Below are 13077 nucleotides of genomic sequence, written 5' to 3' on the forward strand. Positions count from 1 at the left end.
AGGACAACAACAATGATCATCTACGGTGTGGCTCTGCTGGCGGTGTGCACCCTGGCCGGCGTTATCGTCGGCGACTTCCTGGGCGTGCTGCTGGGCGTCAAATCCAATGTGGGCGGGGTCGGCATCGCCATGATCCTGCTGATCTGCGCACGGCTGTACATGCACCGCCACGGTGGCATGAGCAAGGAATGCGAGTTCGGTGTCGGCTTCTGGGGCGCCATGTACATTCCGGTGGTGGTGGCCATGGCCGCCCAGCAGAACGTGGTCACCGCCCTGCACGGCGGGCCGGTGGCGTTGTTGGCGGCGGTTGGCGCGGTGCTGGTGTGTGGCCTGACCATTGCCGTGATCAGTCGCAGCCATCGCGGCGAACCCTTGCCCGCGCTCGATGCTCCCCCCGCCAGCAACGCGCAGGTAGCACCTGCGGGAGGTCGCTGACATGTGGCCGCTGATTGACAATGCCCTGGAACACAACGGCCTGATCACCGCATTCGCGGTGGTGGGCGGGATCATGTGGTTGTCGGTGCTGCTGTCCAAGTACCTGACCTTCGGCCGCGTGCACGGCTCGGCCATCGCCATCGTCATCGGCCTGGTGCTGGCCTGGGTCGGCGGCACCGTGACCGGCGGGCAGAAGGGGTTGGCCGACATGGCGCTGTTCTCCGGTATCGGCCTGATGGGCGGGGCGATGCTGCGCGATTTCGCCATCGTCGCCACGGCGTTCGAAGTGCAGGCCACCGAGGCGCGCAAGGCGGGCATGATCGGTGCCATCGCGCTGCTGCTGGGTACTGTGCTGCCGTTCATCGTCGGTGCTGGCGTGGCGTATGCGTTCGGTTACCGGGATGCGGTGAGCATGACCACCATTGGTGCCGGTGCGGTGACCTATATCGTCGGGCCGGTGACCGGGGCGGCGCTGGGCGCGAGCTCGGATGTAATGGCGCTGTCGATTGCCACCGGGTTGATCAAGGCGATCCTGGTGATGGTGTTCACGCCGGTGTCGGCGCGGCTGCTCGCGCTGGACAACCCGCGTTCGGCGATGGTGTTCGGCGGCTTGGCCGGGACAGTGTCGGGGGTGACGGCGGGGCTGGCGGCGACGGATCGGCGCCTGGTGCCCTATGGTGCGCTGACGGCCACTTTCCATACCGGGCTGGGCTGCCTGATGGGGCCGTCGATTCTGTACTTCTGTGTGCGTGGCCTGGTCGGCTGAAATACCCGAAAGCCCTGTGAATGGTGTGATCGTAACACGTTGGGATCATGGAATTTGATCCATACATGGCTGGGCGGTGCAGCTTTCCAGGGCCGTCGGGATGACCTGGTATTTCGGACGAAGGTTAACGTTGCCTGATCATCAACTATCAAATTTGCCAGTTTTTTCGGGAGCTGATGCTGTTGTCATAAACATCTCGTACCGGGTGAGCACGAAAGCTTGTCTGGAATGATCAAGGATCGAGAGGTGACGCATATGCAGCAGCATTCAGTTGATAGCGAAGATGCCGACAGTGCCTTCGCGATTAAATGCCGGTTCATCCAGTCCTATTTTAATCATGATTGGGCCAAGCGTTTTGAAAGAACGGGGAACCGGTCTTCAAGTGAAAACGCCAGGGTCTGGCAGCAGCAGGACATGGGCGGGCGGATGTGGGAAGGGCTTTTCCTGGAATTGGGCTTTCCGAAATTGTCCTATTCCGGAAACGGCACGAACGACGAATTGCAGGTGCGCCGTAATGTGCTGGGAGGGCTGGTGCGGGTACTGGCTGCTGAATATATCGGCATGGCGGGTCGGGTAATCCGCATGGTGGAAATCGAAGCAGGCGGTGGTGATCGATTTTTTGACATCAAGGTGCGCGCCGGGGTGAAAGCGCATCTGGAGTATCACGCTGAGGATGGTCACGTGCATTTGCATTGGGACGAACCTGCGCGCTTTGAATTTTCCAGCGGACTTGAAGATGTGGAGAATTTGCTTGAAGAGCAGTACAGCCGAGTCAAGAAGATGGTGCTTCACAAGCTCGACGCGCCAGTCAATGCCTACCTGCACAATGTACGCATCAACCTGCAGGCTCTGCCGGACAACAATGCCCAGTATATGTTGATTGGTGTGCTTTACAGCGCCTCAAGTACGAAGGTTCCGCAGACCTACCCATTGTCCGCCGCCTACAACGTGAACCTCGGATTCAACGAAAAGTACTTTACTGGCTTGACCTTGGGATTGGCCCCTGCCGACAAGAATTGGGTGCTCGGCCTTTTTTTGCCCCCGGGTAGCTGGGTCATGAGCGGCAGGCCCGAAAAGTATGAAACTACCTTTCATCGTTGTTCTTATAGTTCCAATTCGCTGTCAGGGGTTAACGAGTCTCGCGCGTCTGCTGCGGCATGGCGGCTCAACCCCGCTTCGCAAATCTTTGCGACCGGTGCCCGGCGAATCTTGTTGACGCTTAGTCCTGCGGCAGCCAGTGCTCAATGGGCGCTGGAGGGGGAGGCGCTTGGGACGCTTGAGAAGGAGGGTGCCGATTACTACTACACGCCGCCCGTTAAAATGAATCCCACAGCTCACTACAACGAAGGCACTGAGCTGCAGGTCGCGCCGGCCTATCGAGCGTCGGTGTCAAATCCGGTAGGGGTCGACAAGATAAAGGTAGCGGTGGGCAATGATGTTGCGTATTCGACGCTCGTTACCAATAAGGTGTTCCCCACTCACTTGATACGGGTCGCCACGTCCGGGGCTCAATTGAAGCTCACACTCTGGTATTACTCCAACCGAGAGGGAAAAGAGCTGCAGGTGCCTGCAAATGACATCACCTGGAGGGTAGTGGCCGGCGATGGCGTGGTGTCCGAAGAGGGCGTTCTCACTCCGGGGGTTGACCCCTGTAGTACGGTGGTGGGAATTGATGAGCGCTACCCTGATGAGTGGCGTTGGGGTATCACGATTCTGCCTTTTCCTCTCATCGGCGCGGAGTACGTTGCGAGTTTCATTCAGGGCGAAGCTAAGAGCTAGCGGTGGCCGTAGAGGACGCTATCGAGTTGGGGGCTTGATGGGACTGGTGTCGCGAAAGGGGCGCAGAGCGCCCCCAACCGGCCAACTCAGTTCTCTCGGCTGTACATCCTGCATTCAGCCAGCAATGCCAACAAATTCGGCTCTCGCTCCCGGGCTTTCAAAAACACCACCCCGATATGCTGCTGCAACCGATACCGCGCCTGCAGCGCAATCAACTTCACCCGGTTCTCGTACACCGCCGCAATCCTGCCTGGCAACAGCGCAAACCCCACCCCCGAACTGACCATGCTGAGCAGGGTGAAGATATCGTTCACCTGCATCGCCACCTTCGGCTCGAACCCCGCCTGCTGGAACACCCGCGCCCCATCACGGTGGGTGGCGAACCCCTGGGTCAGGGTGATGAAAGTGGAGTCGGCCAGGTCCGCCAGGTCGACTTCCTGTTGTTCGGCGAACGGCGAGTCGGTGGGCACGGCCAGGAAGATGTCGTCGGAGAACAGCGGCAACTGCTCGCAGGCCGGGTCGGCCACACTTTCGTCCAGCGACACCAGGATCGCCTCCAGTTCGTGGTTTTTCAGCCGCTGCAGCAAGTCGACGTTCGAGCCCAGGGTCAGGTCGATGTTCAGCTCGCTACGCCGCAGCTTGAGGCCCATCACCAGCTTCGGTACGGTTTTCACGGTGAGCGAGTACAGCGCCCCCAGGCGAAAACGCTCGGCGTAGAACCCGGCGGCCTCGCGGGTCTGGCGCACCATCTGTTCGGCGTCCTGGATCAGCTGGCGGGCCTTTTTCTCCAGCACGTAGGCGCTTTCCAGCGGGATCAGCTGCCGGCCTTCGTGCTTGAACAGCGGGCAGCGCAGGGCGCTTTCCAGGGAATGGATGGCCCGGTGCACGCTGACCGCACTGGTGGACAGCTCGGCGGCGGCGCGGCCGAGGTTGCCGCTGCGCATGAAGGCGAGGAAGGTCTCGAGCTTTTTCAGGGTCAGTTCTTCGTCGATCAGCATGGCAGGGCCCTGAATTGGAGGTGGCGCAGATCATGCCATAACAAAGGTCTGTGGGGGCCTCTTCGCGGGACAAGCCCGCTCCCACAGGTTCTGCACCGCCTGCCAACTCAGCGGTGGCCTGTGGGAGCGGGCTTGTCCCGCGAAGGGGCCACCCCAGTACCCGGCTCACCCCGAAGGGTGATGGCCGCCCCCCTCGACCCATGCAAGAATCCCAACCACAACAACCCCGACATGGGACCACGACAATGAGCAAAGACCGGCTGAAATCGCCCGACTGGTACGCGCAGATGGCGCGTGTCATCGACGCCCAGGGCACGCCGGGCTTCGTCGAGTCACTGTTCGCCGCGCTCAAGCTCCTCGCCCCGTGCCAGGCCATCACGGTGTTCCTGTACCCGCGCAAGGGCCTGCCCTCGGCGCTGTTCGTCAAGGACGAGGAGGGGCCGTGGCTGCCCGAAGGCAATGTGCAGCGTTACCTCGAAGGCTACTACCTGCTGTGCCCGTTCTACCGCGCCTGCATGGACGGCGTGGCGCCCGGTTGCTACCGCCTGAGCGATGTCGCGCCCGACCACTTCAAGCGCAGCGAGTACTACCTGGCGTTCTACCAGCACGCGCACCTGGAGGACGAGTTGAACTTCATCGTCCCGCTGGATGAACACCTGACCATCGCCGTGGCCCTGGCCAGCACCCAGCGCCTGGACCGCCAGCAGGTCAACGACCTCAAGTGCGTGGCGCCTTGGGTGGTGGCCGTGGTGCGCCGGCAATGGGGCCACCTGGACATCGACGCCCTCGGCGGGCGCTTCGAGAGTGCCCTGGGCCGGCAGATCAACGCGGCGCTGAACAACTTCGGCTCCTCCCTGCTCACCGAGCGCGAATGCCGCATCGCCCAGTACCTGCTGCGCGGCCACTCGACCCGTTCGCTGGCCGAGCGCCTGGGGATCAGCGAAGACACGGTCAAGACCCACCGCAAGAACCTCTACACCAAGCTCGACATCGCCAAGCAGTCCGAACTGTTCTCGCTGTTCATCGACTCCTTGGCCCAGGCCCAGGAAGGCCTGAGCAAGGACCCGCTGGAAAGCTACCTGCGAAGGCGCTGACGCCCGCGCGACACCTCATTCGAACGACAAACCGGCCGCCCGCGCGGCCGCAAGGGAGACCTGCGTGCATACGAAAAGCGATTGGCAGCAGCGCGCTGCTCGGCAAAGCTTCATCACCTCGGCGCTGATCGACGGCCGCCCGCTGTCGGCCCGCTCCGGGGAAACCTTCGCCGCCATCAACCCGGCCACCCAGCAGCTGCTGGCCCAGGTGGCTGCCTGCGGTGAGGCGGAAATCGACCAGGCGGTGCGTTCCGCGCGCCGCGCCTTCGAACAAGGCCCCTGGGCACGCATGGCCCCCTCGGCACGCAAGCAGGTGCTGCTGCGCCTGGCCGAGCTGATGATGGCCCACCGCGAAGAGCTGGCCTTGCTCGACTCGCTGAACATGGGCAAGCCGGTGATGGACGCCTACACCATCGACGTGCCCGGCGCCGCCAACGTGTTCGCCTGGTACGGCGAGGCGCTGGACAAGGTCTACGACCAGGTCGCACCGACAGCCGCCAATGCCCTGGCCACCGTCACCCGTGAGCCGCTGGGCGTGATCGGCGCGGTGGTGCCGTGGAACTTCCCGCTGGACATGGCCGCCTGGAAAGTCGCCCCGGCCTTGGCTGCCGGCAACAGCGTGGTGCTCAAGCCCGCCGAGCAGTCGCCGTTCTCGGCCTTGCGCCTGGCCGAACTGGCCCTGGAGGCGGGCGTGCCGGAAGGCGTGCTCAACGTGGTGCCGGGCCTGGGCGAAAGCGCTGGCCGCGCGCTGGGCCTGCACCCGGACGTGGACTGCCTGGTGTTCACCGGCTCCACCCAGGTCGGCAAGTACTTCATGCAGTACTCGGCGCAGTCCAACCTCAAGCAGGTGTGGCTGGAGTGCGGCGGCAAGAGCCCGAACCTGGTGTTCGACGACTGCCAGGACCTGGACCTGGCCGCCGAGAAGGCCGCGTTCGGCATCTTCTTCAACCAGGGCGAAGTGTGCTCGGCCAACTCGCGGCTGTACGTGCAGCGCTCGATCCACGACGAATTCGTCGAGCGCCTGCTGGCCAAGGCCCGCGACTGGCTGCCCGGCGACCCGCTGGACCCGGCCAGCCGCGCCGGCGCCATCGTCGACAGCGCGCAGAGCGCACGCATCATGGCCGCCATCGAGCAGGGCCAGGGCGACGGTGCACGCCTGCTGTGCGGCGGCCAGCGCCTGAGCTTCAACGGCTCGGACAACTTCATCGCACCGACGGTGTTCAGCGACGTGCGCCCGGACTCGGCCCTGGCCCGCGAGGAAATCTTCGGCCCGGTGCTGGCGATCACCGCCTTCGACGACGAAGCCCAGGCCCTGCGCCTGGCCAACGACAGCGTCTATGGCCTGGCCGCCTCGGTCTGGAGCGACGACCTCAACCGCGCTCACCGCGTGGCTCGCCAGCTCAAGGCCGGCACCGTGTCGGTGAATACGGTCGATGCCCTGGATGTGGCGGTGCCGTTTGGCGGCGGTCGCCAGTCGGGCTTTGGCCGCGACCTGTCGCTGCACGCTTTCGACAAATACACCCAGCTCAAGACCACCTGGTTCCAGCTGCGCTGACCTACATCACGGAGAACGACAATGAACGCACCTTTCCAGCCGCAACGCGAAACCCGCGATTACCAGGCCAGCGACGCGGCCCACCACATCCACGCCTTCCTCGACCAGAAGGCGCTCAACGCCGAAGGCCCGCGTGTCATCACCCGGGGTGAGGGCCTGTACCTGTGGGACAACGACGGCCGCCGCTACCTGGACGGCATGTCCGGCCTGTGGTGCACCCAGCTCGGTTACGGCCGCAAGGACCTGACCGCCGCCGCCGCCACGCAGATGGACCAGCTGGCCTACTACAACATGTTCTTCCACACCACTCACCCGGCGGTGATCGAGCTGTCCGAACTGCTGTTCAGCCTGCTGCCGGGCCACTACAGCCACGCGATCTACACCAACTCCGGCTCCGAAGCCAACGAGGTGCTGATCCGCACCGTGCGCCGCTACTGGCAGGTGGTCGGGCAGCCGAGCAAGAAGATCATGATCGGTCGCTGGAACGGCTACCACGGCTCGACCCTGGCCGCCACCGCGCTGGGCGGCATGAAGTTCATGCACGAGATGGGCGGGATGATCCCGGATGTTGCGCACATCGACGAGCCGTACTGGTACGCCGAGGGCGGCGAGCTGACCCCGGCCGAGTTCGGCCGCCGCTGCGCGCTGCAGCTGGAAGAGAAGATCCTCGAACTGGGTGCCGAGAACGTCGCAGGCTTCGTCGCCGAGCCGTTCCAGGGCGCTGGCGGCATGATCTTCCCGCCGGAAAGCTACTGGCCGGAAATCCAGCGCATCTGCCGCCAGTACGACGTGCTGCTGTGCGCCGACGAAGTGATCGGTGGCTTTGGCCGCACCGGCGAATGGTTCGCCCATGAGTATTTCGGCTTCGAGCCCGACACCCTGTCCATCGCCAAGGGCCTGACCTCGGGCTATGTGCCCATGGGTGGCCTGGTGTTGAGCAAGCGCATTGCCGAGGCACTGGTGGAGCGGGGCGGGGTGTTCGCCCACGGGCTGACCTACTCCGGGCACCCGGTGGCGGCGGCGGTGGCGATTGCCAACCTCAAGGCGCTGCGTGACGAAGGCATCGTGCGTCAGGTGAAGGACGATACCGGGCCGTACCTGCAGCGCATTCTGCGCGAGGTGTTCGCCAACCATCCGTTGATTGGCCAGGTGCAGGGTGCCGGGTTGGTGGCGGCGTTGCAGTTCGCCGAGGACAAGGGCAGTCGCAAGCGCTATGCCAACGAGAACGATCTGGCTTGGCAGTGCCGGACTTATGGCTTTGAGGAGGGGGTGATCATTCGTTCCACCCTGGGGCGGATGATCATGGCGCCGGCGCTGGTGGCCAAGCGTAGCGAGCTGGATGAGCTGGTGGAGAAGACCCGCATTGCCGTGGACCGCACTGCGCGGGGCTTGGGGATTCTCTGAGGCTGTAGCAGGGGCCGCTTTGCGGCCCATTCGCGGGACAAGCCCGCTCCCACAGGATCACCGCCGACTCTGAAAGCAACGGTGTTCCTGTGGGAGCGGGCTTGTCCCGCGAAGAGGCCCTTACAGGCCCGCCCTCAATGCGGCGCGCGCGGGATGGTCTTGAGCAGGTCTTCCGGGCTGATGTGCCCCACCACCTGAGCCACCGCGCTACCCGGCGTCGGCAGGTCGATGATGTGGCCTTTCATCTTGCCGATCACATGCATCTCGCACGGCTTGCAGTCGAACTTCAAGGTCAGCACTTCATCGCCCTGAATCAGCTGCATCGGCGCCACCTTGGTCCGCACACCCGTCACGCCCTTGGCCTGCTTGGGGCACAAGTTGAACGAGAACCGCAGGCAGTGCTTGGTGATCATCACCGGCACTTCGCCGTGTTCCTCGTGGGCTTCATACGCCGCATCGATCAGCTGCACACCATGGCGGTGGTAGAAGTCGCGGGCCTTCTGGTTGTAGACGTTGGCCAGGAACGACAGGTGCGACTCGGGGTACACCGGCGGCGGCGTGGTCTCGGCCTTGCGCGCACCGCGCGGGTGGGCCTTGATGCGGGCTTCGGTCAGCGCCTCGATGGCTTCGCGGCGCAGGGTCTTGAGCTGCGAGTTGGGGATGAAGTACGCCTGCGGCGCGTCCAGCTCGATGGCATTGGCGTGGTACATCGTGGTACCCAGCTGGCCAAGCAGGTCATGCAACTGGTCCAGCGCCTGCTGCGGCTTGTTGGCCGCGCCGAACGGGCCGTCCAGGGCGACCTGCACGCCGATGCCTTCCTCGCTGCTGACGCTGAGCATCAGGCGCTGCTCGGTCAGCACGGCGTGCCACTCGACGCCCACCCGGCGCTCGGCCGAGGTGCGCTGCAGGGCTTGCTGCCAGTTGTGGTCGAGGTTGCGCGACAGCGGATGGTTCGGGCGCAGCTTGTGCAGGCCTTCGGGCATCTCGTTGGGCTCGACGCGGTAGCGGTAGCGCTTCTGGCCGTCTTCCTCGAACTCGCCACGGGGTTCTGCGATGTTGGCACGGAAGCCCACCACCTCACGCTTGACCAGCACGTTCAGGCCATCGCCGTTGGTCAGCGGCACTTCGGTGACCACCTGCATGTCGCGCTTGCCGACTTTTTCAACCACGCCCACCGGCAGGCCGGTGAAGGTCGGCGAGTCGAAGGCGCCGATGTCGACCTTGCGGTCGGTGACGAAGTAGTCGGTGCTGCCGCGGTGGAAGGTCTTGTCCGGGTCGGGCAGGAAGAAGTGCTCGGTACGACCGCTGGAAGCGCGGGCCAGGTCCGGGCGGTCTTCGAGAATGGCGTCCAGCTCTTTGCGGTAGTGGGCAGTGATGTTCTTCACATAGCCCATGTCCTTGTAGCGGCCCTCGATCTTGAACGAGCGCACGCCAGCGTCGACCAGGTCGCGCAGGTTGGCGGTCTGGTTATTGTCCTTCATCGACAGCAGGTGCTTCTCGAACGCCACCACACGTCCCTGGTCGTCCTTCAGGGTGTACGGCAGGCGGCAGGCCTGGGAGCAGTCACCGCGGTTGGCACTGCGGCCGGTCTGGGCGTGGGAGATATTGCACTGGCCGGAGAAAGCCACGCACAGCGCGCCATGGATGAAGAACTCGATGGCGGCATCGGTTTCGGCGGCAATGGCGCGAATCTGCTGCAGGTTCAGCTCGCGCGCCAGCACCAGCTGGGAGAAACCGGCCTGGTCGAGGAACCTGGCCCGCTCCAGGGTGCGGATGTCGGTCTGGGTGCTGGCGTGCAGCTCGATGGGCGGGATATCCAGCTCCATCACTCCCAGGTCCTGCACGATCAGTGCATCGACGCCGGCATCATAAAGCTGGTGGATCAGCTTGCGCGCCGGCTCCAGCTCGTTGTCGTGCAGGATCGTGTTGATGGTGGTGAACACGCGTGCATGGTAGCGGCGGGCGAACTCGACCAGTTCGGCAATTTCGCCGACCTCGTTGCAGGCGTTGTGGCGCGCGCCGAAGCTCGGGCCACCGATGTAGATGGCGTCGGCGCCGTGCAGGATCGCTTCGCGAGCGATGGCCACGTCACGGGCAGGGCTGAGCAGTTCCAGGTGATTCTTTGGAAGGGACATGTCGTTATAGGTTCGGGCTGTCACGGTTAGGGCGGCATTGTAACGGTGAAATGCCTTGCTGGCACCTTTGGCTGCCCGGAGGACGCCGCTGCCGGGCGCTTGTCATCAAATGTGACGGCGCTGTCGCGGGATGAGACGCACCCGGCAAGCCCCGCGCATACATTTCCTTCAACGCCATTGCCGCCTGTCGGCAGGTCAGAACAATAAAGGAGATGATCATGCAGTTTTTCGACGATTCCCTGCACCCGGACAACATGGACAAGGTGGTGATCACCGTCGCCCCTTACGCGCCGCAGTGGATGCCCGACGACTTCCCCGAAGACATTCCGCTGACCATGGACCAGCACGTGCAGGCCGCAGTGGACTGCTATGAAGCCGGCGCCACGGTGCTCCACCTGCATGTACGCGAACTGGACGGCAAGGGCTCCAAGCGTCTTTCCAAGTTCAACGAGCTGATCGCCGGGGTGCGCGAAGCCGTGCCGGACATGATCATCCAGGTCGGCGGTTCGATCTCCTTTGCCCCTGAAGGCGAGGGCGCCGAAGCCCTGTGGCTGTCCGATGATACCCGGCACATGCTCGCCGAGCTTTCGCCCAAGCCGGACCAGGTCACCGTGGCCATCAACACCATCCAGATGAACATCACCGAGCTGCTGTTCGCCGAGGGCATCGAAGGCACTTCCTTGCTCGACCCGGCCATCCACGCCGCCTACAGCGAAATGACCGTGCCCGCCGGCCCGGCCTGGGTCGCCGAGCACCTCAAGCGCCTGCAGGCAAGCGGTATCCAGCCGCACTTCCAGCTGACCGGCATCCATGCCTATGAAACCCTCGAGCGCCTGGTGCGCAAGGGCATTTACAAGGGCCCGCTGAACCTCACCTGGATCGGCATCGGCGGCGGCTTCGACGGCCCCAACCCGATGAACTTCATGAACTTCGTCAACCGCGTGCCGGATCGGTGTACCCTCACCGCCGAATCGCTGCTCAAGAACGTGCTGCCGCTCAACACCATCGCCCTGGCCATGGGCCTGCACCCGCGCCTGGGTAACGAAGACACCATCATCGACCAGCACGGCAAGCGCTTCTCGTCGGTCGAGCAGGTCAAGCAGACGGTGCGCATCGCCCACGAGCTGGGTCGCGAAGTTGCCAGTGGCAAGGAAGCGCGGGACATCTACCGCATCGGCCAGCAGTACGCGACCATCGAGGAAACCCTGCAGGCCAACGGCATGGCGCCGAACCGCGTAGCAGGCCAGCGCGGCGTTCCCCTGCGCGGTTGATTGGCACACTGGCCTGTGTGTGGGAGCGGGCTTGTCCCGCGAACACCGGCAAAGCCGGTGCCATGCACCGCGCCGCCTGTTTCGCGGGACAAGCCCGCTCCCACAGGTATCTCGCAATGCCTGAAAGCTGTGGCTTACCTGTGGGAGCCGGCTTGCCGGCGATGAGGCCAGTAAAGGCAGCACAGATTTCGGCAAGTGTTCATAACAACAAAAAGCAACCAAGCCAGAGACTCGAGGAGGCAGCATGGCCACCCATTACGCCGGTGCGGCAGAAGCAGAAATCGATACTTCAATCGGCATCCCACGACGCTACGCCTGGGTCGTGTTCGCCCTGACCTTCGGCTTGCTGATTTCCGACTACATGTCACGGCAGGTGCTCAATGCCGTGTTCCCCATCCTCAAGGGCGAATGGGCCCTGAGCGACGGCCAGCTCGGCTTGCTCAGCGGCATCGTCGCGCTGATGGTGGGCCTGCTGACGATCCCCCTGTCGATGCTGGCCGACCGCTTCGGCCGGGTCAAAAGCCTGACTCTGATGGCGCTGCTGTGGAGTCTCGCCACCCTGGGCTGCGCCCTGGCCGACAACTACCAGGAAATGCTCATCGCCCGCTTCATGGTCGGTGTCGGCGAAGCGGCCTACGGCAGTGTCGGCATCGCCGTGGTGGTGTCGGTGTTCCCCCGCAGCATGCGCGCCACCCTGGCCAGTGCGTTCATGGCCGGTGCCATGTTCGGCTCGGTGCTGGGCATCTCGATTGGCGGGGCGATTGCGGTCAAGCTGGGGTGGCGCTGGTCGTTCGCCAGCATGGCGCTGTTCGGCCTGTTGCTGGCGGCGCTGTTCCCGCTGATCGTCAAGGAAGCGAAAATCGCCCCACAGCGCATGGCCACGGCGGCGAACAAGGCCCAGACGGCGGTCAGGCATCCGCTGCGCACGCTGTACAGCACCCGCTCGGTCCTCGCGGCGTACCTGGCCAGCGGCCTGCAGACCTTCGTCGCCGGCAGCATGATCGTGTGGATGCCCAGCTACTTCAACCGCTACTACGGCATGGGCGAAGGCAAGGCCGGTGCGCTGGCCGGCGTCATGGTGCTGTGCTGCGGCGGCGGGGCGATTCTCTGCGGCATGCTCAGTGACCGCCTGTGCCGCCAGTCGGCGCTGCGCAAGATCGAGATCTCCATGGTGTTCTGCCTGGGCAGTTGCCTGTTGATGTCGCTGGCGCTGATCCAGTCCACAGGGCCTTTGCAACTGACGCTGATCGGCCTGGCCATGCTGATGGTCACCGGGATCAACGGCCCGACCATCGCCACCATCGCCAACCTGACCCACTACAAGGTGCACGGCACCGCCTTCGCGGCCCTGACGTTGGTCAACAACATGGTCGGCCTGGCCCCGGGGCCTTTCGTCACCGGCCGGGTGTCCGACCTGATCGGCCTGCACGGGGCGTTCCAGCTGGTGCCGATGATGAGCATCGCGGCGGCGGGGGTGTTCTTCTATATCCGCTGCCATTACCTGGAGGACATTGCCCGCGTGCAGCGTGCACAGGACGAGACTGCGCCTGCAAAGAACCTGATGGAAGCATCGTCATGACGTAGCTGGCACGTCATGCTCCCTTGCGGTCATCCGTCCACGCGGATGACCGATTTTTTTG

Annotated in this window: 10 protein-coding genes; 8 read left to right on the plus strand and 2 right to left on the minus strand. The window is 64.0% G+C overall.

What is annotated here, in order from left to right:
• Positions 1-12 precede the first annotated feature (12 nt).
• The 3 genes from madL to PMI38_RS06035 all read left to right on the plus strand — a co-directional run bounded on the left by madL (position 13) and on the right by PMI38_RS06035 (position 2980).
• Positions 13-435, plus strand: a complete 423-nt coding sequence (gene madL / locus PMI38_RS06025) for a malonate transporter subunit MadL (RefSeq protein WP_008091751.1) — start codon at positions 13-15, stop codon at positions 433-435.
• A gap of 1 nt (position 436) precedes the next feature.
• On the plus strand, positions 437-1201 hold the full coding sequence (gene madM / locus PMI38_RS06030) for a malonate transporter subunit MadM (protein WP_008091753.1): 765 nt from the start codon (positions 437-439) through the stop codon (positions 1199-1201).
• A 228-nt stretch (positions 1202-1429) separates the two neighbouring features.
• Positions 1430-2980 carry a hypothetical protein gene (locus PMI38_RS06035; RefSeq protein ID WP_043273127.1) on the plus strand — a complete coding sequence of 517 codons (1551 nt, stop codon included), beginning with the start codon at positions 1430-1432 and terminating at the stop codon, positions 2978-2980.
• Between the two features lie 86 nt (positions 2981-3066).
• On the opposite strand, the gene PMI38_RS06040 is transcribed toward PMI38_RS06035, so the two are convergent.
• Positions 3067-3978, minus strand: a complete 912-nt coding sequence (locus PMI38_RS06040; protein ID WP_008091758.1) for a LysR family transcriptional regulator — start codon at positions 3976-3978, stop codon at positions 3067-3069.
• 245 nt (positions 3979-4223) lie between these two features.
• Between PMI38_RS06040 and PMI38_RS06045 the strand changes: the two genes are divergently transcribed.
• The 3 genes from PMI38_RS06045 (at position 4224) to PMI38_RS06055 (ending at position 8031) form a co-directional block, all read left to right on the plus strand.
• Complete coding sequence (locus PMI38_RS06045; RefSeq protein ID WP_008091760.1) at positions 4224-5072, plus strand: helix-turn-helix transcriptional regulator; 849 nt, start codon at positions 4224-4226, stop codon at positions 5070-5072.
• A gap of 64 nt (positions 5073-5136) precedes the next feature.
• The gene (locus PMI38_RS06050) at positions 5137-6627 is read left to right on the plus strand and encodes an aldehyde dehydrogenase (RefSeq protein WP_008091762.1); all 1491 of its coding nucleotides are present in this window, start codon (positions 5137-5139) and stop codon (positions 6625-6627) included.
• A 21-nt stretch (positions 6628-6648) separates the two neighbouring features.
• Positions 6649-8031, plus strand: coding sequence for an aspartate aminotransferase family protein (locus PMI38_RS06055; RefSeq protein ID WP_008091765.1), 1383 nt, complete (start codon positions 6649-6651; stop codon positions 8029-8031).
• 134 nt (positions 8032-8165) lie between these two features.
• On the opposite strand, the gene PMI38_RS06060 is transcribed toward PMI38_RS06055, so the two are convergent.
• Complete coding sequence (locus PMI38_RS06060) at positions 8166-10166, minus strand: peptidase U32 family protein (RefSeq protein WP_008091768.1); 2001 nt, start codon at positions 10164-10166, stop codon at positions 8166-8168.
• A 218-nt stretch (positions 10167-10384) separates the two neighbouring features.
• Between PMI38_RS06060 and PMI38_RS06065 the strand changes: the two genes are divergently transcribed.
• Both PMI38_RS06065 and PMI38_RS06070 read left to right on the plus strand, forming a co-directional pair.
• On the plus strand, positions 10385-11437 hold the full coding sequence (locus tag PMI38_RS06065) for a 3-keto-5-aminohexanoate cleavage protein (protein ID WP_008091769.1): 1053 nt from the start codon (positions 10385-10387) through the stop codon (positions 11435-11437).
• A 244-nt stretch (positions 11438-11681) separates the two neighbouring features.
• Complete coding sequence (locus PMI38_RS06070) at positions 11682-13016, plus strand: MFS transporter (RefSeq protein ID WP_008091771.1); 1335 nt, start codon at positions 11682-11684, stop codon at positions 13014-13016.
• Positions 13017-13077: the final 61 nt, after the last annotated feature.

It is taken from the genome of Pseudomonas sp. GM84, from assembly GCF_000282535.1.
In the GTDB taxonomy this organism is placed as follows: domain Bacteria; phylum Pseudomonadota; class Gammaproteobacteria; order Pseudomonadales; family Pseudomonadaceae; genus Aquipseudomonas.

Excerpts from the sequence above, each read along its gene's own strand:
- PMI38_RS06065 (WP_008091769.1), top strand. The coding sequence starts at position 10,385 with ATGCAGTTTTTCGACGATTCCCTGCACCCGGACAACATGGACAAGGTG.
- PMI38_RS06060 (WP_008091768.1), bottom strand. The coding sequence starts at position 10,166 with ATGTCCCTTCCAAAGAATCACCTGGAACTGCTCAGCCCTGCCCGTGAC.
- PMI38_RS06040 (WP_008091758.1), bottom strand. The coding sequence starts at position 3,978 with ATGCTGATCGACGAAGAACTGACCCTGAAAAAGCTCGAGACCTTCCTC.
- PMI38_RS06070 (WP_008091771.1), top strand. The coding sequence starts at position 11,682 with ATGGCCACCCATTACGCCGGTGCGGCAGAAGCAGAAATCGATACTTCA.
- madM (WP_008091753.1), top strand. The coding sequence starts at position 437 with ATGTGGCCGCTGATTGACAATGCCCTGGAACACAACGGCCTGATCACC.
- madL (WP_008091751.1), top strand. The coding sequence starts at position 13 with ATGATCATCTACGGTGTGGCTCTGCTGGCGGTGTGCACCCTGGCCGGC.
- PMI38_RS06035 (WP_043273127.1), top strand. The coding sequence starts at position 1,430 with ATGATCAAGGATCGAGAGGTGACGCATATGCAGCAGCATTCAGTTGAT.
- PMI38_RS06055 (WP_008091765.1), top strand. The coding sequence starts at position 6,649 with ATGAACGCACCTTTCCAGCCGCAACGCGAAACCCGCGATTACCAGGCC.
- PMI38_RS06045 (WP_008091760.1), top strand. The coding sequence starts at position 4,224 with ATGAGCAAAGACCGGCTGAAATCGCCCGACTGGTACGCGCAGATGGCG.